At 63.3% G+C, this 19246-nt stretch carries 15 protein-coding genes; 1 reads left to right on the plus strand and 14 read right to left on the minus strand.

Features of this window, described 5'->3' with window-relative positions; all coding sequences use genetic code 11:
* Window positions 1–30: 30 nt before the first annotated feature.
* Window positions 31–2655: an alanine--tRNA ligase gene (alaS, locus tag E5221_RS20215; protein ID WP_015271263.1), complete on the minus strand. Its 2625-nt coding sequence runs from the start codon at window positions 2653–2655 to the stop codon at window positions 31–33.
* A 265-nt stretch (window positions 2656–2920) separates the two neighbouring features.
* On the opposite strand from alaS, the gene E5221_RS20220 reads away from it, so the two are divergent.
* Window positions 2921–4201, plus strand: a complete 1281-nt coding sequence (locus E5221_RS20220) for a M91 family zinc metallopeptidase (protein WP_247846317.1) — start codon at window positions 2921–2923, stop codon at window positions 4199–4201.
* Window positions 4202–4222: 21 nt separating this feature from the next.
* Here E5221_RS20220 and astE read toward each other — a convergent pair whose 3' ends face one another.
* The 13 genes from astE to acs all read right to left on the minus strand — a co-directional run bounded on the left by astE (window position 4223) and on the right by acs (window position 19132).
* Window positions 4223–5230, minus strand: a complete 1008-nt coding sequence (gene astE, locus E5221_RS20225; protein ID WP_039612612.1) for a succinylglutamate desuccinylase — start codon at window positions 5228–5230, stop codon at window positions 4223–4225.
* 10 nt (window positions 5231–5240) lie between these two features.
* Entirely contained in the window at window positions 5241–5531 is a 291-nt protein-coding gene (locus E5221_RS20230) for a hypothetical protein (RefSeq protein ID WP_061551274.1), read from the minus strand.
* A 14-nt stretch (window positions 5532–5545) separates the two neighbouring features.
* Complete coding sequence (gene astB, locus E5221_RS20235) at window positions 5546–6895, minus strand: N-succinylarginine dihydrolase (RefSeq protein WP_061551275.1); 1350 nt, start codon at window positions 6893–6895, stop codon at window positions 5546–5548.
* Window positions 6896–6918: 23 nt separating this feature from the next.
* Window positions 6919–8382 (minus strand): succinylglutamate-semialdehyde dehydrogenase, encoded by a 1464-nt coding sequence (gene astD / locus E5221_RS20240; RefSeq protein WP_024087500.1) that lies wholly within the window; start codon window positions 8380–8382, stop codon window positions 6919–6921.
* The gene (gene astA / locus E5221_RS20245; protein WP_013973651.1) at window positions 8383–9411 is read right to left on the minus strand and encodes an arginine N-succinyltransferase; all 1029 of its coding nucleotides are present in this window, start codon (window positions 9409–9411) and stop codon (window positions 8383–8385) included.
* Between the two features lie 78 nt (window positions 9412–9489).
* Complete coding sequence (gene aruF / locus E5221_RS20250; protein WP_013973652.1) at window positions 9490–10509, minus strand: arginine/ornithine succinyltransferase subunit alpha; 1020 nt, start codon at window positions 10507–10509, stop codon at window positions 9490–9492.
* Window positions 10510–10655: 146 nt separating this feature from the next.
* Entirely contained in the window at window positions 10656–11876 is a 1221-nt protein-coding gene (locus E5221_RS20255) for an aspartate aminotransferase family protein (RefSeq protein WP_013973653.1), read from the minus strand.
* A 547-nt stretch (window positions 11877–12423) separates the two neighbouring features.
* A complete protein-coding gene (gene argR, locus E5221_RS20260) occupies window positions 12424–13404 on the minus strand; it encodes a transcriptional regulator ArgR (protein WP_182329163.1) in 981 nt (326 codons plus the stop codon).
* A 97-nt stretch (window positions 13405–13501) separates the two neighbouring features.
* A complete protein-coding gene (locus E5221_RS20265; RefSeq protein ID WP_025340127.1) occupies window positions 13502–14266 on the minus strand; it encodes an ABC transporter ATP-binding protein in 765 nt (254 codons plus the stop codon).
* Between the two features lie 22 nt (window positions 14267–14288).
* Window positions 14289–14987, minus strand: coding sequence for an ABC transporter permease (locus E5221_RS20270; RefSeq protein WP_003260115.1), 699 nt, complete (start codon window positions 14985–14987; stop codon window positions 14289–14291).
* Window positions 14984–15673, minus strand: coding sequence for an ABC transporter permease (locus E5221_RS20275; RefSeq protein WP_003260113.1), 690 nt, complete (start codon window positions 15671–15673; stop codon window positions 14984–14986). The genes E5221_RS20270 and E5221_RS20275 overlap by 4 nt, the downstream gene beginning before the upstream one ends.
* An 88-nt stretch (window positions 15674–15761) precedes the next feature.
* Window positions 15762–16547: an ABC transporter substrate-binding protein gene (locus E5221_RS20280; protein WP_023661364.1), complete on the minus strand. Its 786-nt coding sequence runs from the start codon at window positions 16545–16547 to the stop codon at window positions 15762–15764.
* Between the two features lie 623 nt (window positions 16548–17170).
* Window positions 17171–19132 (minus strand): acetate--CoA ligase, encoded by a 1962-nt coding sequence (acs, locus tag E5221_RS20285; RefSeq protein WP_015271271.1) that lies wholly within the window; start codon window positions 19130–19132, stop codon window positions 17171–17173.
* Window positions 19133–19246: the final 114 nt, after the last annotated feature.

The following is a 19246-nucleotide window of genomic DNA, read 5'->3' on the forward strand; positions in this document are numbered from 1 at the left end:
ACAGGCCACTAGACCGCCGGCCCCCTCATCTCAAAGTCCCTGCTCTGCGAATGGCACGGCCAGCGCCAGGGCCTGGTCCAGTGCGGCGACGTCGACGCCGCCACCCTGAGCCATGTCCGGACGACCACCACCCTTGCCACCCACCGCCGCAGCGGCTTGTTTCATCAGATCGCCAGCCTTGAGTTGGCTGGAGAGGTCCTTGGTCACGCCGGCCACCAGCACAACCTTGCCCTCATGCTCGCTGCCCAGCAGGATCACTGCGTGGCCGAGCTTGTTCTTCAGCTGATCGACCAGCGCCAGCAGTGCCTTGCCGTCCTGTCCATCCAGGCGGGCGGCGAGCACCTTGGCGCCCTTGACCTCAACGGCCGCGTTGGAGAGATCATCCCCGGCGGCGCTGGCGGCCTTGGCCTGCAGCTGTTCCAGCTGCTTCTCCAGCTGGCGGTTGCGCTCGAGCACAGCCGACAGCTTGTCGATCAGGTTGTCGCGGTTACCCTTCACCAGCTGCGCGGCTTCCTTGACCTGCTCTTCGGCAGCGTTCAGGTAGGCCAGCGCAGCAGCCCCGGTGACCGCTTCGATACGGCGCACGCCAGAGGCCACGCCGCCTTCGCTGATGATCTTGAACAGGCTGATGTCACCGGTGCGCTTGGCGTGGATACCGCCGCACAGCTCCACCGAGAAATCGCCGCCCATGCTCAGCACACGCACGGTGTCGCCGTACTTCTCGCCGAACAGCGCCATGGCACCCTTGGCCTTGGCGGTTTCGATGTCGGTCAGTTCGGTTTCCACCGCAGTGTTCTTGCGCACTTCACGGTTGACGATGTCTTCCAGGGCCTTGATCTGCTCCGGTTTCACCGCCTCGAAGTGGCTGAAGTCGAAACGCAGGCGCTGGCTGTCGACCAGCGAGCCTTTCTGCTGTACGTGTTCGCCCAGTACCTGGCGCAGCGCTTCGTGCAGCAGGTGGGTGGCGGAGTGGTTCAGCGAGGTGGCGTGCTGCACGTCGGCATCGACCTTGGCCTCCACCGGGGAGCCGATCACCAGCGCACCGCTGGCAACCACGCCGTGGTGCAGGAAGGCACCACCGGTCTTGGTGGTGTCGCGCACATCGAAGCGCGCAGCGCCAGCCTGCAGGTAGCCGGTGTCGCCCACCTGGCCACCGGATTCGGCGTAGAACGGCGTGCGGTCGAGCACGACCACGCCCTGCTCGCCTTCACCCAGCTGGTCGACGGCCTGGCCGTCCTTGTACAGGGCGATTATCTTGCCCTGGCCTTCGGTGGCCTCGTAGCCGAGGAACTCGGTGGCGCTGTCGACCTTGACCAGGCTGTTGTAGTCCATGCCGAAGGCGCTGGCGGAACGGGCACGTTCACGCTGGGCGTCCATCTCGCGCTCGAAACCGGCTTCGTCGATGGTCAGCTCGCGCTCACGGGCGATGTCGGCGGTCAGGTCCATCGGGAAGCCGTAGGTGTCGTACAGCTTGAACACCACGTCGCCCGGCACCACGTCGCCCTCGAGCTGGGCCAGGTCCTGCTCGAGGATGCGCAGGCCCTGTTCCAAGGTCTTGGCGAACTGTTCTTCTTCAGCCTTGAGCACGCGCTCGATGTGCGCCTGCTGGCTGTTTAGTTCCGGGAAGGCCTCGCCCATTTCAGCGACCAGCGCGGCAACGATCTGGTAGAAGAAGCTGCCTTTGGCGCCCAGCTTGTTACCGTGGCGGCAGGCGCGGCGAATGATGCGGCGCAGCACGTAGCCACGGCCTTCGTTGGACGGCAGCACGCCGTCGGCGATCAGGAAGCCGCACGAACGGATGTGGTCGGCGACCACTTTCAGCGAGGCCTGGCCCTCATTGCTGCAACCGATGGCCTTGGCCGCGGCCGACAGCAGGTTCTGGAACAGGTCGATCTCGTAGTTCGAGTGCACGTGCTGCAGCACGGCGCTGACGCGCTCCAGGCCCATGCCGGTGTCCACCGACGGCGCTGGCAGCGGGTGCAGCACGCCGTCGGCGGTACGGTTGAACTGCATGAAGACGTTGTTCCAGATCTCGATGTAGCGATCGCCGTCTTCTTCCGGCGAGCCGGGTGGGCCGCCCCAGATGTCCGGGCCGTGGTCGTAGAAGATCTCGGTGCACGGGCCGCATGGGCCGGTGTCGCCCATGGTCCAGAAGTTGTCGGAAGCGTACGGGGCGCCCTTGTTGTCGCCGATACGCACCATGCGCTCGGCCGGCACGCCGACTTCCTTGGTCCAGATATCGTAGGCTTCGTCGTCAGTGGCGTAGACGGTGACCCAGAGCTTTTCCTTTGGCAGGTTCAGCCATTTTTCCGAAGTCAGGAAGGTCCAGGCGAAAGTGATCGCGTCGCGCTTGAAGTAGTCACCGAAGCTGAAGTTGCCCAGCATTTCAAAGAAAGTGTGGTGACGCGCGGTGTAACCGACGTTTTCCAGGTCGTTGTGCTTGCCGCCTGCGCGCACGCACTTCTGGCTACTGACGGCACGCGTGTAGGCACGCTTCTCCGCACCGAGGAAGCAGTCCTTGAACTGGTTCATGCCGGCATTGGTGAACAGCAGGGTCGGGTCGTTGTTCGGGATCAGCGAACTGGAGGCGACTCGGGTATGTCCCTGCTCTTCGAAGAAGCGAAGGAAGGCTTCACGGATTTCTGCGCTTTTCATAGGTTCTTCCACGGAAACGGCGGCCGTTTGGGCTAATACGTCGAATCGACGAAACGACGGCAAAGGGCGCCATTATATCCAGCCTGAACGGGAGATACAGTGTGTTTGTACACCAGAACAGCAATCGGCGGATGAAAAGCCGTTCATTAGCACGGCCAGGGCGGAAAAGCAGACCTGCGGGCCCACCCATGCGGTACATAAGCAACACCTGACCCGCGCAGTGGAACGGGATCCTGCCGACCCACCCTCGCTGCCGGAGCACTCCATGCCTGAGCTGAACATATCCAAACTCCATTCGGACCCGCATCCGCTACCCCACGGCACCATGCAGGCCAACCCGAGACCGATCTACTACATCGACGCCCGGGAACCCGGCCACTCGCAAACCGCCTTCGACAATAACGAAGACAACCCTCGGCAGCAGACCGAGGTCAAGTACATCCAGGCCGACGAAAATGTGCGAATCACCCTCGAGCGCGCCTATCCATTGGGGCGGCGCTATCGCCGCAGCACCCAGAACAGCGAGCTGCTGGTCTTCAACGTGGCCCCGCGTGCGCTGCGCGCGAATGAACAGCAAAAGCGCGTACGTATCGCCCCTCGCGAATGCCTGCTGGAAGTGACCATCAACGATGCGGTATTCATGGTCCCCGCGCATACCGCCCAAGCCATTGCCATTCGCCTCACCGATGGCAATCACCACGTGGTCATAGCCCCGGAGGTGAAGAAGACGGTGCTGATCGACATGATAGGGACCGGCAACAGGATCGAGACCGGCGCAGGTATCGTCCACATCGACGCCCATACCGGCACGCACCAGATTGTGGTCGGTAGCGGCCCGGTACTCATCGACAAGGGCGACGCGGTTGTCAACGTCACGGGGCACCGCCTGCTTGGCCGCGAGTCCTCCAGGGTCGAGCTCTACCGCAATGCCGAAAACGATGCACGACTGGCCCGGCCCGTGATGGCCGAACATCAGGCCCTGGGCAATATCGGCGTGCGAGTGACGGGTAGCGACCAGTTCAGCCAAGCGGCAGAGGATGCGCTGGAACTGCTGCGCAAACTACCCTGCGGTCAGGCGCTACTGGCGGCCCTGGATAAAAAGGCCGGGCAGTCCGGAGCCCCGATCAGCGTGATCGAAGCAGCCAGACACCAATTCACGACCTATACACCCAGCGACCACGAAGAAGATGAAGACGAAGGCCACTTCATCATCGACGAAAACCAGAGTAGCTGGGGCTACAGCGGCGGCACCCTGGCATACAACCCAGGCTGGTCGACCGCAGCGCAACTGCCACTACTCGACCTGTATCGTTGCCTGTGCCAAGGCTGGAACTCGATGTCAGGCACCGTCTTTCCGGGCCAGACCGAGGTTCAAGGCAAAAACGGCGCCTATCCGGTGGACAACCTGCTGCTACAGAGCATCGGCTTGCCCACCGATTGCAGGTTCACATTCGGCGGCAGCACCGCCCTGAACACCAACCCACCCGCCTTCACTGAAAACGGGCTCCGTCAGGCGTTGCAACTGGAACTGCGCACACAGCCGTGAACCCAGGCTATCGGGGCCAGCTCAGCCTAATCGCTGGCCGGAGTCGGGAACGATCAGAATCCCCGCCCTGAGGCCATTCTTGACCTTGGGGTTGGGGAAGATGATGCGCGCGCCCTCCTCCTCGACCACCCAACGCGTCTCGGCCAGGTCCTCGGCCAGCAAGTAGCCCTTGCTCAGCTCGGAGAAGTTCTCGATGTCTGCAGGCAGGTGCAGGTGGAAGCTGTCGCTGTGCTTGATGATCTCGCGGGAAACGCTGAACAGCTGCAGGCCATCCAGCGAACCTTCGCCTTCGGGCTCGGTGTTTTCGATGATGCGGATCAGCCGCTCCTCCAGCTTGTCGAGGTTGACCTCCTCGTTCTGGCCGAACGGGCGGGCCTTGCCCAACTCCAGGGTGAAGGCTTCGGCCTCCAACTGCTCGTAGGTGAAGGCGCTGAAAGTGATGGAAGACTTGCTCTGCAACAACACCGCCTCCATGCCCGCCGCCGCCAGGCGTGCCAGCTCGCGACGGGAATGCTTGCGCCCCTCTTTATAAGGGTACAAGGCGAACTGCTCGATCTTCGAGCCGCGGATGGCGGTATGCAAGTCGTAGTGCAGGCGGCTGCGCCCCGCCTTGCTGAAGAACACCCGGGCGAACTGTTCCAGCTCGGCGGCACGCAATGCCTCGAAGCCACTGGACAGCTCGTGGCGGCCGTTGAACAGGCGGTTGATGTCCTGCTCGATGAAGCGCTCGCCCTTGCGGATCGCTGCGGGGTTGCCAAACAGGAAAAGCACCCGGGCCTTGGGTTTGATCTTGCCGTTGGCCACGCCATGCAACAGCCGCTCGAGCAACTCGATCGGCGCCGTTTCGTTGCCGTGGATGCCGGCGGACAGCAGCAGGTCCAGCCCGCAATCCTCGTTTTCGGCCGGGCGCACTTCGAGCGCGCCCTCCCCCAGCCAGCGCAAACGCGCGCCCTTGGGTGTCACTTGGGTCTTCTCGGCCGGTTCGTGATCGGTGAGGGTCAGCTCAAGCAATTTGCCAAGGGCGAGCATAGGTACTTCCTTAGTGGTGGTGGTCGCAATCGGGGCCATGGACGTGATCGTCGTCTTCGCCGACCTCCGCCGGTTCCATTTCCAGCTGCAGGCTGACCAGGTTGGTGGCCATCGGGCGCAGCAGCAGGTTGGCGTACTCGGTGTCGTCTTCCTCGACATCCACGCCGATCAGCAGCTGGCCACGACCATCCTGCTGAATCCACACTTCCTTGCCTTGCCAGACCACGGCAAAGCGGGTGCAGGAAGTTTCCAGCTGGGTGCCGTCTTCATCTTCCAGGATAAGGCGCAGGGCGTCGGTCATTGCAAAGTCTCTCTTCAAGGTTGGCGTTGGAACGGATACACCGAGCCCAACTTCAGGATCTGGGTCAATTCGTCCAGTGCCGTACGGCATTCCACCAGCAATTGCGGGTCGGCCAGGTCCGCCTCGCCAAGGCGATCGCGGTAATGCTTGTCGACCCACTGCAACAGGGTGTCGTACAGCGAGGCGGTCATGATAACGCCTTGGTTGACCGCTGCCAGTTCCGTTTCCTTCAACGCCACGCGCAAACGCAGGCAAGCCGGCCCACCGCCGTTCTGCATGCTCTGCTTGAGGTCGAACACTTTCACCTCCCGCACCGGGCCGCCCTGGCTGGTCAACTGGCCCAGATAGGCCCAGACCCGCTCGTTGTTGCGGCACTCTTCCGGCACCACCAGCAGCATGGAGCCGTCGTCGCGGCTGAGCAGCTGGCTGTTGAACAGGTAGGAACGCACCGCGTCCTCCACCGTCACCGCTGCCCGCGGCACGCAGATGGCCTGGAAGTTGCCACCCTTGCTGGCCAGTTTAGCTCGCAGTTGGCCAAGTACCGCGTCCGTCTCGAGGAAGGCGTCCTCGTGGTAGAACAGCACCTCGCCGTTGCCCACAGCAATCACATCGTTGTGGAACACGCCCTGGTCGATTACCGACGGGTTCTGTTGAGCGTAGACCACGCCGTCATCGCTCAGGCCATGCAGCCGGGCCACGGCCTGGGAGGCTTCCAGGGTCTGCCGGGCCGGGTACTTCTGCGGCGCCGGGTAGCGGCTGTCGAAGGCGCTGCGGCCGTAGACGAAGAACTCCACGCCGGCCTCGCCATAGGTACGGCAGAAGCGCGTGTGGTTGGCCGCCCCCTCGTCACCGAACTGTGCCACGGCAGGCAGTGCCGCGTGGTGGGCAAAGTGCTTGTCGTTGCTGAACATGGCCCCCAGCACGCGACTGGTGGTCGGGTGCTCGATGCTGCGGTGGTACTTGCAGTTGAGGTTGGCAGCAGTGAAATGCACGCGGCCATCGGCAGTGTCGGCACTGGGGCTGACCGTGGCGGCGTTGGCCACCCACATGCTCGAAGCCGAGCAACTGGCCACCAGCAATGGCATGGCCTCCTTGGCGGCACGCTGGATCACTTCGGCATCGCTGCCGCTGAAGCCCAGGCGGCGCAGTGCAGCCACGTCCGGGCGCTCCTGCGGCGCCAGCACGCCCTGCTTGAAGCCCATGTCGGCCAGCGCTTTCATCTTTGCCAGGCCCTGGCGCGCGGCTTCGCGCGGGTTGGAACCCTGCTGGCTGTTGCTCTGCGAAGCCACGTTGCCGTAGGACAGGCCGCCATAGTTGTGGGTAGGCCCCACCAGGCCATCAAAATTCACTTCGTAGGATTTCATCGGCTAGGCTCCGTGACCTGTTGTTATAGGGTGACGCCCGGCGTCAAGGTTGCCGGCAAGGCAAGGCTGGCGGTCTCCAGCGAAGCCACGGGGTAAGCGCAGTAGTCCGCTGCGTAATAGGCGCTGGCGCGGTGGTTGCCACTGGCACCCACGCCGCCGAACGGCGCACTGCTGGCGGCACCGGTCAGTTGCTTGTTCCAGTTGACGATGCCGGCGCGGCTGCGCAGCCAGAAGTACTGGTAACGGGCGTGGGAGTCGGACAGCAAGCCAGCGGCCAGGCCGTACTGGGTGTTGTTGGCCTCATCGATGGCGGCATCGAAGTCGGCATAGCGGATCACCTGTAGCAGCGGGCCGAAGAACTCTTCGTCCGGGCGCTCGGCCACAGCGGTGACATCGACAATGCCTGGGGTCAGCAGTGCGGCATCGGCCTGCGGCTGGGTCATTTCCAGCAGCTTCACGGCACCCTTGGCGACCAGTTCGGCCTGGGCCGCAATCAGCGCCCGCGCCGCCTGCAGCGAGATCACCGAACCCATGAACGGCGCCGGCTGCTGGTCGAACGCCCCGACCGTGATGGATCTGCTCACCTCGACCAGGCGCGCGATCAGCGCATCACCCCAGGCGCCTTGCGGCACCAGCAGACGACGGGCGCAGGTGCAGCGCTGGCCGGCGGAAATGAACGCCGACTGGATAATGGTGTACACCGCCGCATCGAGGTCCTTGACCTCGTCCACCACCAGCGGGTTGTTACCACCCATTTCCAGGGCCAGGATCTTGTCCGGGCGGCCGGCGAACTGCTGGTGCAGCAGGTTGCCGGTGCGACTGGAGCCAGTGAAGAACAAGCCATCGATACCTGGGTTGGCGGCCAGTGCCACACCCGTTTCGCGCGCGCCCTGCACCAGGTTGAGCACACCCGCCGGCAACCCGGCGGCAATCCAGCAATTGACGGTCAGTTCGGCCACCTTGGGCGTCAGCTCACTGGGCTTGAACACCACGCAGTTGCCAGCCAGCAGCGCTGGCACGATATGGCCGTTGGGCAGGTGACCAGGGAAGTTGTACGGGCCGAACACCGCCACCACGCCGTGGGGCTTGTGCCGCAGCACGGCCGTGGCATCGGCCAGCGGGCCGCTCTTTTCGCCGGTGCGCTCGCGGTAGCTCTGCACCGAGATCGCGACCTTGTTGATCATGCTGGTGACTTCGGTCGCCGACTCCCACAGGGGCTTGCCGGTTTCCTCGCCGATGCACTGGGCCATGGCTTCGGCATGCGCTTTCAGTTGCGCGGCGAACTTCTCCAGCACATCGATACGCGCCTCCAGGCTCAATTGCGCCCAGGCCGGGAAGGCCTGACGCGCAGCCTGCACGGCGGCATCCACCTGGCTGGCGTCAGCGCCCTGTCCCTGCCAGACGACGGCTTGCGTCACCGGGTTGAGCGACTGCAGGGTTTCGCCCTGGCCAACCTGCCAATTGCCTGCGATGTAATGCGTGGTCATTTACTGGGCCTCCCGGCTTGCCGACAGCGGCACGGCGCGCACGTTGTCGCCGGCGCCCATGCGCAGGCGCTTGGCGGTCAAGGGGTCGACCACCAGGGTACCGGCAGCCAGCCGCGCAGGTGCGGCCGTGATGCGGCAGTCGTCGCGCTTGCGGTTGTGGATGATGTAAGGCGTCGCGTCATCGCCCGGCGTGCCCACCGCCAGCACCAGGGTCTGGCTCTCGCGCACGGCGCGGATCCTGGAGGTGTCGCACTCGATGGCGGGGCCGGCGTCGAAGATGTCGACGTAGCCCTGGTAGTTGAAGCCTTCCTGCTTGAGCATGGCCAGCGCCGGCTCGGTGTCCTTGTGCACGCGGCCGATCACGTTGCGCGCCGCCTCGGACAGGAAGCAGGTGTACAGCGGGAACTTCGGCATCAGTTCGGCAATGAACGACTTGTTGCCCACGCCGGTGAGGTAGTCGGCCTGGCTGAACTCCATCTTGAAGAAGTGCCGGCCCAGGCTTTCCCAGAACGGCGAGCGGCCCTGCTCGTCGGACATGCCGCGCATTTCGGCGATGATCTTCTTGCCGAACAGCTCGGGGAACTCGGCGATGAACAGCATGCGCGCCCGCGACAGCAGGCGGCCGTTGAGGCCGGAGCGATAGTCGCTGCGCAGGAACAGCGAGCACAGCTCGGAGTTGCCGGTCAGGTCGTTGGCCAGGAACAGGGTGGGGATTTCGCGGTAGATCTTCAGCTCCTGCGAGGCGCTGACGGTCAGGCCGACCCGATAGTTGTACCAGGGCTCGCGCAGGCCGACGGCACCGGCGATGGCACTGATGCCCACCACCATGCCTTCGTCGTTTTCCAGCACGAACAGGTAGTCGGTGTCTCCACGCTCGGCTTCGCCGCGGAAGCTCTTCTCCGCCCAGCCAACGCGATGCCCCAGGCGCTCTTCGTTGGCCGGCAGCGTGGTCAGCCCGGTGGTACCGGTGCTGCGTGCCAATTCGATCAACGCAGGCAAATCGCTGCTGCGTACAGGACGAACGATCATGCTATCTCCTTTTGCGGCGGCGGCGGCCGGCGCGAAACTCTTCTAACGCATCAATCCCGAAACGTCTGTTGCCAGACCTCAGACCGCAACCAGGCGCACGCTGGCACCCTCGCCCACCCCCAGCGCCTCGGCGGCTGCCGGGCTCAGGCTGACCGGTTTGCCCGGCACCCAGTCCAGGTCCAGCAGCACCGCGCGGTAGTCCTGCAACTGGCCGTTGCACACCAGGTACGGGCGCCCGCCCTTGACCGGGGCTTCCTCGAGCCTCACCGGCACAACCCGGCTCTGGGCGATCGAGCGGATACCCGAGGTACGCGCATGCAGGGTCGGGCCACCGTCGAAGATGTCGATGTAGTGCTCGGTCTCGAAGCCTTCGCGCATGAGGATGTCGAAGGTAATCTGCGCCCGCGGGTGCACCTGGCCCATGGCTTCCTGAGCCAGGTCAGGCAGCAGCGGCACGTAGATCGGGTAGTGCGGCATCAGTTCGGCGAGGAAGGTGCGGCTCTTCAGGCCGCACAGGCGCTCGGCGTCGGCGTAGTTGAGGTCGAAGAAGTTGCGGCCGATGGCATCCCAGAACGGCGATTCGCCCTGCTCGTCGCTGTAGCCGACGATCTCGGTCACCACCGAGTCGGCGAAACGCTCCGGGTGAGCGGCCATGAACAGCAGGCGGCCACGCGAATTGAGCTCGGCCCAGCCACTGTTCACCAGTTCCGGCAGCACATAGAAGCTGGTCAGCAAGCTGTTGCCGGTCAGGTCATGGCACAGCGACAGCACATGGATCTTGTTGTGGATCTTCAGCTCGCGCGAGGCGTGCACGAAGGTCTCGTTACGAAAGCTGTAGAACGGCTCGGAGTAGCCGGCCGAAGCGACGATGGCCGAGCACCCGGCCAACTTGCCGGTTTCGCTGTCCTCGAGCACGAAGAAGTAGCTTTCTTCACCGTTGAAGCTGACCTCGGCGGCGAAGGAAGTCTCGGATGCGGCGATCTTGTCGCCCAGGCGAGCGGTGTCGTCCGGCAGCGAGGTGACACCAATGGGGCTGTCTGCAGCCATGCGCTGCACTTCGTTCAGATCAGCCATTTGCGCGGGGCGCATCACCAGCATGGTGTCACTCCTTTGGAATCGGGCCGCTCACGGCGGCACGGAAAAACGGCAGGTGCACTGGCACCTGCACTGGAATCGGGTATCACCGGCCCGGTGCAGACTCGGGTTGAGCCTGCACCGTGGCCGGCAAAGGGGCCGCGGGCGGATCAGCCCTTGGTCAGGGTAGCCACGGCGCGCTCGAAGCGGTCCAGGCCTTCGTCGATGTCGGCGTCTTCAACTACCAGACTTGGCGCGAAACGGACTACGTCCGGGCCGGCCTGCAGCACCATCACGCCTTCTTTCTCGGCGGCGTTGAGCACGTCCTTGGCCTTGCCTTTCCAGGCCTCGGTCAGCACGCAGCCCAGCAGCAGGCCAACGCCACGCACCTGGCTGAACAGGTTGTACTTCTGGCCGATCTGCTCCAGGCGGACCTTGAAGCGCTCATGCTTGGCCTTGATACCGGCCAGGGTTTCCGGGGTGTTGACCACGTCCAGCACCGCGCAGGCGACGGCGCAGCCCAGCGGGTTGCCGCCGTAGGTGGTGCCGTGGGTGCCGACAGCCAAGTGCTTGGCCAGCTCGGTGGTGGTCAGCATGGCACCGATCGGGAAACCGCCGCCCAGGCTCTTGGCGCTGGTCAGGATGTCCGGGGTAACGCCGTAGTGCTGGTAGGCATACAGCGAACCGGTACGGCCAACGCCGGTCTGCACTTCGTCGAAGATCAGCAGGGCGTTGTGTTCGTCACACAGTTTGCGCGCGCCTTCCAGGTAGGCCTTGTCGGCCGGCACCACGCCGCTCTCGCCCTGGATCGGCTCGATCACCACGGCGCAGGTCTTGTCGGAAATCTGTGCCTTCAGCGCTTCCAGGTCGTTGTACGGCACATGGCTGATGCCGGTGATCTTCGGGCCGAAACCATCGGAGTACTTCGGCTGGCCACCGACGCTTACGGTGAACAAAGTACGGCCGTGGAAGCTGTTCACGGTGGCGATGATTTCGTGCTTTTCCGGGCCGAAGCGGTCGTGGGCAACACGACGGGCCAGCTTGAAGGCGGCCTCGTTGGACTCAGCGCCGGAGTTGCAGAAGAACGCACGGTCGGCAAAGGTGGCGTCCACCAGCTTGTGGGCCAGCCGCAGGGCCGGCTCGTTGGTGAACACGTTGGATACGTGCCAGAGGGTATTGGCCTGCTCGGTCAGGGCCTTGACCAGTGCCGGGTGGCAGTGGCCCAGAGCGTTGACCGCGATGCCACCGGCAAAATCGATCAATTCGCGACCCGACTGGTCCCAGACACGGGAGCCCTCGCCTCGCACAGGAATGAAGGCCGCCGGAGAATAGTTGGGGACCATGACCTGGTCGAAATCGGCACGTTGCACCGGGGCTTGCTCAACGGACATCTGAGTCTCCTGAAGAGGAACGCTGGCCTGGAAGTGGCGAGCGATGGGGGGATTGTAAGGACTGATCCGCGCCTGTCCTTGCGGCCAAGCGACAACTTGTTACAGCGCAAAACCCAGTTTTGACAAGGCTTTCGGCAATGCGACAAACACTGTCGCAATCGCGCAGTGTACGGGAGAGAGGGGGCTGGGTGAACGGGTGTACACGAAGGTTTGTGAGGGGCTGGCTGCCTGGTGAATCGTGCAGGATGTCCGGCGAGGTTCGTGTGGCGCCTGTGAGATCGAGCGCCGCCCGCGCGGCGCTTCGCAGCACAAGGCTGCTCCTACATCTGTTTCGGGCCAGTTATTCCTGAGGCGAGGGCGCGCGACCCCTTGGTATCCACCTAGATATCGCGTCAGGCAACCCAGGCGGTCGCGTGCGATGGTGCAGGCGTGACTGGCCGGAAACAGATGTAGGAGCAGCCTTGTGCTGCGAAGCGCCGCGCGGGCGGCGCTCGATTTCCGCCGCACCATCAAACCCAAGGCATACGCCCCGAACCCACCCGAAATATCAGCCTTTTTCGGCAGGCGCTGAGCTCAGTTCGAATGGGCTGCTGCTACGCCGCTGGTTGCGGTCCTCCCGCGGCGTTGCGCCAAAGAAGTTGCGGTAGGCACTGGAAAAATGCGGCCCTGAGGAGAAGCCGCAGGACAGCCCGATCTGGATGATCGACTTGCTGGTCTGCATCAGCATCTGCCGCGCCTTGTTCAGCCGCAGCTCCAGGTAATACTGGCTCGGCACGCGGTTCAGGTACTGCTTGAAGATGCGCTCCAGCTGCCGGCGCGACACGCACACGTGCTGGGCAATTTCGTCGGTGGTCAGCGGCTCTTCGATGTTGGCTTCCATCAGCAGCACCGCCTGGGTCAGCTTGGGGTGGCTGGAGCCCAGGCGGTTCTGCAGCGGAATACGCTGGCGCTCGCCACCCTCGCGAATGCGCTCGACCACCAGTTCCTCCGACACCGCCCCGGCCAGCTCCGCCCCGTGATCACGGGCCAACACTGCCAGCAGCAGGTCGGTCACGGCCATGCCGCCACAAGCGGTCAGGCGATCGCGGTCCCAGTCGAACAGGTGGCTGGTGGCGATGACCTTGGGGAAGCGCTCGGCAAAATCATCCTGCCAGCGCCAGTGCACCGCAGCCCGGTAACCGTCGAGCAGGCCCAGCATCGCCAGAGGGTAGACCCCGGCCGACAGGCCGCCAATCATGCAGCCACTGCGCGCCAACTGCTTGAGCGCCGCCGACAACGCAGCCCCCACCGCCAATGGCTGCTCGTCAGCCAACAGGAACAGCTTGTGACACCCCTCCAGGCGACCGTTCCACGGCTCGCCCGGCAAGCGCCAGCTACCCTCTTGCGCCGGCTCCGCCTGCAGGAAGACCAGATCGTAGACCACTTCCGGGTGCACCCGCTGCGCCACCTGCAACACTTCCTCGGCCAGCGCCAGAGTCAAGGGCTTGGTGCTTGGCCAGATGAGAAAACCGATTCGCTGGGTGGTCATAGGTGCGGTCCGAAACCTGAGGTCGTTCGAGTCTGTGCGCCGGGTCAGGCTGCGCTCGCCGCGCAGCATGCCCTATTCTGGTGCAAAAATGCAGCTTTTACTTCAGGCTGCCGGAGAGGAACTGCTTCAGGCGCTCCGACTGCGGGTTGGCCAGCACTTCGCGTGGGCAGCCGGTTTCTTCCACCAGGCCCTTGTGCAGGAACACCAGCTGGTTGGAAACCTCACGGGCAAAGCCCATTTCGTGGGTCACCACCACCATGGTGCGGCCTTCCTGGGCCAGCGCCTGCATCACCTTGAGCACATCGCCCACCAGTTCCGGATCCAGCGCCGAGGTCGGCTCGTCGAACAGCATGACCTCCGGCTCCATGGCCAGCGCCCGGGCAATTGCCACGCGTTGCTGCTCGCCACCGGACATGTGCCCCGGGAAGGCATCCTTGCGATGAGCGACACCCACCTTGGCCAGGTAGTGCTCGGCCTTTTCCAGGGCCTCCTTGCGATTCACACCCAGCACATGCACCGGCGCTTCGATGATGTTTTCCAGCGCGGTCATGTGCGACCACAGGTTGAAGTGCTGGAAAACCATCGACAGGCGCGAGCGCATGCGCTGCAGCTGACGCGGGTCGGCGGCCTTGAGCGCGCCGTCCTTGCCCGGTACCAGCTTCAACTCTTCGTTGTTGAGCAGGATCTTGCCAGCGTGCGGCTGCTCCAGCAGGTTGATGCAGCGCAGGAAGGTCGACTTGCCCGAACCGCTGGAGCCGATGATGCTGATGACATCGCCTGCCTTGGCCGACAGGGACACGCCCTTGAGCACTTCATGGCTGCCGTAGCGCTTGTGCAGGTCTTGGACTTCGAGTTTGTACATGCTGTCGATTCTCACAAAGCGGTCAGTGCTTGCGCGGCGCCAGGTAGCCGAGCCAGCGGCGTTCGGCCATCTTGAACAGGCGCACCAGGATGAAGGTCAGGCACAGGTAGAACACGCCCGCCGTGATATAGGCCTCGAAAGGCAGGTAGTACTGGGCATTGACCGTGCGCGCAGCGCCAGTGATGTCGATCAGGGTAACGATCGACGCCAGGCTGGTGGTCTGCAGCATCATGATCACTTCGTTGCTGTACTGCGGCAGCGCCCGGCGCAGGGCCGACGGTAGCAGGATGCGCCGGTACATCTTCATGCGCGACATGCCCATGGCCTTGGCCGCCTCGATTTCGCCATGCGGCGTGGCCTTGAGGCTGCCAGCGATGATTTCGGCGGTGTAGGCACTGGTGTTGATGCCGAACGCCAGGCAAGCGCAGAAGGTAGCGCTGGACAGCAGCGGCCACAGGAAGCTTTCGCGCACCGCCTCGAACTGCGCCAGGCCGTAGTAGATCAGGAACAGCTGCACCAGCATCGGCGTGCCGCGGATCACGTAGGTGTAAAGCCACGCCACGAGATTGACCGCTGGCTGCTTGGACACCCGCATCAGGCCCAGCGGAATGGCCGCCAGCAGCCCGAAGAACAGCGAAATCGCCAGCAGCTTGAGGGTGGTCAGCAGGCCGCCGAAGTACATCGGCAGTGCCTCCCAGACGACGTTGTAGTCGAAGATCATAGTTCAGCCACCTTGACGCCAACCGAGTAGCGGCGCTCGAGATACTTCAGGGCCAGCAGCGAGATGCTGGTCAGCACCAGGTAAAGGGCCGCCACCGCCAGGAAGAAGGTGAAAGGCTCACGGGTGGCATCGGCCGCCTGCTTGGCCTTGAACATCATGTCCTGCAGGCCCACTACCGAAATCAGCGCGGTGGCCTTGGTCAGCACCAGCCAGTTGTTGGTGAAGCCCGGAATCGCCAGGCGAATCATTTGCGGCACCTGGATGCGGAAGAACACCTGGCGGTTGCTCATGCCATACGCCACGCCGGCTTCGGCCTGGCCTTTGGGAATACCGAGAAACGCACCGCGGAAGGTTTCCGACAGGTAGGCACCGAAGATGAAGCCCAGGGTACCGATACCCGCGATCAGCGGATTCAGGTCGATGTAGTCTTCATAACCGAGCAGCGGCGCAACCCGGTTGATGATGTCCTGCCCGCCGTAGAAGATCAGCAGGATCAGGACCAGGTCCGGAATACCACGAATCACCGTGGAATACAGATCGCCCAGCCAGGCCAGCCAGCGCACCGGCGACAAGCGCAGTGCCACACCGATCAGGCCGAGCACGATGGCCAGGGCCATCGACGACAGGGCGAGCTGAAGCGTCAGCCACGCCCCGTCGAGGATGACTGCCCCGTAGCCTTTCAACATGATGAGGTCCTCGACCTAGAGAATGAAAAATGGTGCAAACCTCAGAGCCTCTGCTGTTTGCACCATTGCACAGGTGAAACCCGACGTCTTAGTTCGAGTCTGGACCGTAGATATCGAAGTTGAAGTACTTCTTCTCGATTTCTTTGTACTTGCCGTTGGCACGGATGGCGTCGATGGCCGCGTTGATGCGGTCGACGTTGGCCTTGTCACCCTTGCGCACGGCAATGCCGATGCCGTCACCGAAGTACTTGGCGTCGGTGAAGGCCGGGCCTACGAAGGCGAAGCCCTTGCCGGCGTCGGTCTTGAGGAAGCCGTCTTCCAGCAGGGTGGCGTCGGCCACGGTGCCATCGAGGCGGCCAGCCGCCACGTCCAGGTAGATTTCGTTCTGGGTGCCGTAAGGAACCACGGTGGCACCTTTGGCGCCCAGTACTTCCTTGGCGAAGCGGTCGTGGATCGAGCCGCGCTGCACACCAATCTTCTTGCCCTTGAGCTCATCCAGGCTGTCGCTGACGGCGGTACCTTCCTTCATCACCAGGCGCGCAGGGGTCAGGTAGTAGCGCTTGGTGAAGTCGACCGATTTCTTGCGGTCTTCGGTAATCGACATGGACGACAGGATGGCGTCGATCTTGCGCACTTTCAGCGCCGGGATCAGGCCGTCGAACTCCTGCTCGACCCAGGTGCACTTGGTCTTCATCTCTTCGCACAGGGCGTTGCCGATGTCGTAGTCAAAACCGGCAATGCTGCCGTCTGGCTGCTTGAAGGCGAAGGGTGGGTAGGCGGCTTCGATGCCGATTTTCAGCGGTTTTTCATCGGCCTGCGACACCAGGGAAAACACGGACAGCGCCAGGGCGCCAAGCAGTGCGAGCTTCTTCATCAGGTAACTCCATCGGTACGGGGCAATACAAGGCAGGTAACGGCTGCCCGATATGCGAATGGGTACAACGCGAGCCGCGCAGGGTTCGACCAAGGCCGCAGACCACGAGCGAGTGAGTGGCATTTTAACGACAGCCCGGTAGTCGATATTTCTTCAAAGCGACAACTACTTACAGAAGCGCTTGAAACGGCAACGGGCGATGTTGACAGCCATTGCAAAATATGCAAGAGCGCAAGAAATAGAACCTATAGTACTAGCAATTCCCGGGCCTATTATTGGCAAAGCCTTGTATTACGGCAAGTGCAGCGTGCCGGGTCGCAAAAAACACTGCGAAAACGCACCGAAACAGGCCGGATTTGTTTCCTGGCGCCCCGATATTGTGCGACGCCGGTGACAGAACAGTTACCGATGAATGTCGGGTAACAGTAAAGCAAAAACCCCGCCGGTTGCCCGGGCGGGGTTCTTGTTGGCTGGCACACGCCCCTGCAGAAGCGGCCTTGTGTGGGAGCGGGCGCGCCCGCGAAGCAGGCGGCGCGGTGGATGGCACCGGCTGCGCCGGTGTTCGCGGGCATGCCCGCTCCCACCCAAAGCGGCGCCTACAGGGGCCGCGCCCTGCCTCGATATCAGGCCGAAGCCAGGCTCATGGCCTTGTGGGTATCGATCAGGTGCTGCACCACACCCGGGTCGGCCAAGGTCGAGATATCACCCAGGGCATCGTACTCACCGGTGGCAATCTTGCGCAGGATGCGGCGCATGATTTTGCCCGACCGGGTCTTCGGCAGCCCCGGCGCCCACTGGATCACATCCGGCGAGGCGATCGGGCCGATTTCCTTGCGCACCCAGTTCTTCAGCTCCAGGCGCAGCTGCTCGCTGGCCTCGATACCGGCATTGAGGGTGACATACACATAGATGCCCTGCCCCTTGATGTCGTGCGGCACACCCACCACCGCAGCTTCGGCCACTTTCGCATGCGCCACCATGGCGCTTTCGATTTCGGCAGTACCCATGCGGTGACCGGACACGTTCAGCACATCATCCACGCGACCGGTGATCCAGTAGTAGCCATCCTCGTCGCGGCGCGCACCGTCGCCGGTGAAGTACATGCCACGGAAGGTCTTGAAGTAGGTATCGACGAAACGGTCGTGGTCGCCGTACAGCGAACGCGACTGGCCCGGCCAGGAATCGAGGATCACCAGGTTGCCCTCGGCAGCGCCCTCGATCAGGTTGCCCAGGTTATCCACCAGCGCCGGTACCACGCCGAAGAACGGACGCGTTGCCGAGCCCGGCTTGAGGCCGGTGGCGCCCGGCAGCGGGCTGATCAGGATGCCGCCGGTCTCGGTCTGCCACCAGGTGTCGACGATCGGGCAACGCTCCTTGCCCACGGTCTTGTAGTACCAGTTCCAGGCTTCGGGGTTGATCGGCTCACCCACCGAGCCCAGCAGGCGCAGGCTGGAGCCATCGGCACCTTCAACAGCAGCCTGCCCTTCGGCCATCATCGCGCGGATGGCGGTTGGCGCGGTGTACAGGATGTTGACCTTGTGCTTGTCAACGATCTTCGACACGCGCGTGATGTCGGGGTAGTTCGGCACGCCTTCGAACAGCAAGGTAGTGGCGCCGTTGGCCAGCGGGCCGTAAACGATGTAGCTGTGGCCGGTGACCCAACCCACGTCGGCGGTGCACCAGTACACCTCGCCCGGACGATAGTCGAACACGCGCTCATGGGTGAGCGCGGCGTACACCAGGTAGCCACCGGTGGTGTGCAGCACGCCCTTCGGCTTGCCGGTGGAGCCGGAGGTATAAAGGATGAACAGCGCTTCCTCGGCACCCATCTCTTTCGGCGCGCAATGGCTGGAGGCGACTTTCATCAGGTCTTCGTACCAGATGTCGCGGTGCTGGTGCCAGGCAATGTCGCCACCGGTGCGCTTGCACACGATGATCTTCTGCACGCTATTGGTTTCAGGGTTGGTCAGCGCCAGGTCGACGTTGGCCTTGAGCGGGGTACGCCGGCCACCGCGTACGCCTTCGTCGGCGGTAATCACGACCTTGGACTTGCAGTCGATGATGCGACCGGCCAGCGCCTCGGGCGAGAAGCCGCCGAACACCACTGAATGGATCGCACCGATACGGGCACAGGCCAGCATGGCGACCACGGCTTCGGGGATCATCGGCATGTAGATGGTGACCACGTCACCCCGGTGCACATCCTGGCCACGCAGGGCGTTGGCGAACTTGCAGACCTGCTCGTGCAGTTCGCGGTAGGTGATGTTGCGGTGTTCGGAAGGGTCGTCGCCTTCCCAGATGATGGCCAACTGGTCACCGCGCTCTTCGAGATGGCGGTCCAGGCAGTTGGAGGAAACGTTCAGAGTGCCGTCGGCGAACCATTTGATATCGACGTGATGGTCGTCGAAGGAGGTCTGCTTGACCTTGGTGAACGGCTTGATCCAGTCGATGCGCTGGGCCTGCTCGCGCCAGAAGCCGTCCGGGTTGATCACCGATTGCTGGTACATGGCCTTGTAGGTGGCCTCGTCGGTCAGGGTGGTGGCCGCAACCTCGGGACGAACGGGATACAGTGGAGCCGCACTCATCTGTGTTACCTCGGTGTAATAGTTGTTTTTGTATGGAACCGTTTGTAACTGTACCAGAGCGACAAAAGCCATTCGACGTTGGTAGTAATTTGGTACGCCCGTTCTGACAAAACG

It is taken from the genome of Pseudomonas sp. A2, assembly GCF_023100865.1.
Classification (GTDB): domain Bacteria; phylum Pseudomonadota; class Gammaproteobacteria; order Pseudomonadales; family Pseudomonadaceae; genus Aquipseudomonas; species Aquipseudomonas asiatica.

What these genes read in the sequence shown, in the direction of transcription:
- alaS (WP_015271263.1), bottom strand. Translation starts at nt 2,655, where the DNA reads ATGAAAAGCGCAGAAATCCGTGAAGCCTTCCTTCGCTTCTTCGAAGAG.
- E5221_RS20220 (WP_247846317.1), top strand. Translation starts at nt 2,921, where the DNA reads ATGCCTGAGCTGAACATATCCAAACTCCATTCGGACCCGCATCCGCTA.
- astE (WP_039612612.1), bottom strand. Translation starts at nt 5,230, where the DNA reads ATGCTCGCCCTTGGCAAATTGCTTGAGCTGACCCTCACCGATCACGAA.
- E5221_RS20230 (WP_061551274.1), bottom strand. Translation starts at nt 5,531, where the DNA reads ATGACCGACGCCCTGCGCCTTATCCTGGAAGATGAAGACGGCACCCAG.
- astB (WP_061551275.1), bottom strand. Translation starts at nt 6,895, where the DNA reads ATGAAATCCTACGAAGTGAATTTTGATGGCCTGGTGGGGCCTACCCAC.
- astD (WP_024087500.1), bottom strand. Translation starts at nt 8,382, where the DNA reads ATGACCACGCATTACATCGCAGGCAATTGGCAGGTTGGCCAGGGCGAA.
- astA (WP_013973651.1), bottom strand. Translation starts at nt 9,411, where the DNA reads ATGATCGTTCGTCCTGTACGCAGCAGCGATTTGCCTGCGTTGATCGAA.
- aruF (WP_013973652.1), bottom strand. Translation starts at nt 10,509, where the DNA reads ATGCTGGTGATGCGCCCCGCGCAAATGGCTGATCTGAACGAAGTGCAG.
- E5221_RS20255 (WP_013973653.1), bottom strand. Translation starts at nt 11,876, where the DNA reads ATGTCCGTTGAGCAAGCCCCGGTGCAACGTGCCGATTTCGACCAGGTC.
- argR (WP_182329163.1), bottom strand. Translation starts at nt 13,404, where the DNA reads ATGACCACCCAGCGAATCGGTTTTCTCATCTGGCCAAGCACCAAGCCC.
- E5221_RS20265 (WP_025340127.1), bottom strand. Translation starts at nt 14,266, where the DNA reads ATGTACAAACTCGAAGTCCAAGACCTGCACAAGCGCTACGGCAGCCAT.
- E5221_RS20270 (WP_003260115.1), bottom strand. Translation starts at nt 14,987, where the DNA reads ATGATCTTCGACTACAACGTCGTCTGGGAGGCACTGCCGATGTACTTC.
- E5221_RS20275 (WP_003260113.1), bottom strand. Translation starts at nt 15,673, where the DNA reads ATGTTGAAAGGCTACGGGGCAGTCATCCTCGACGGGGCGTGGCTGACG.
- E5221_RS20280 (WP_023661364.1), bottom strand. Translation starts at nt 16,547, where the DNA reads ATGAAGAAGCTCGCACTGCTTGGCGCCCTGGCGCTGTCCGTGTTTTCC.
- acs (WP_015271271.1), bottom strand. Translation starts at nt 19,132, where the DNA reads ATGAGTGCGGCTCCACTGTATCCCGTTCGTCCCGAGGTTGCGGCCACC.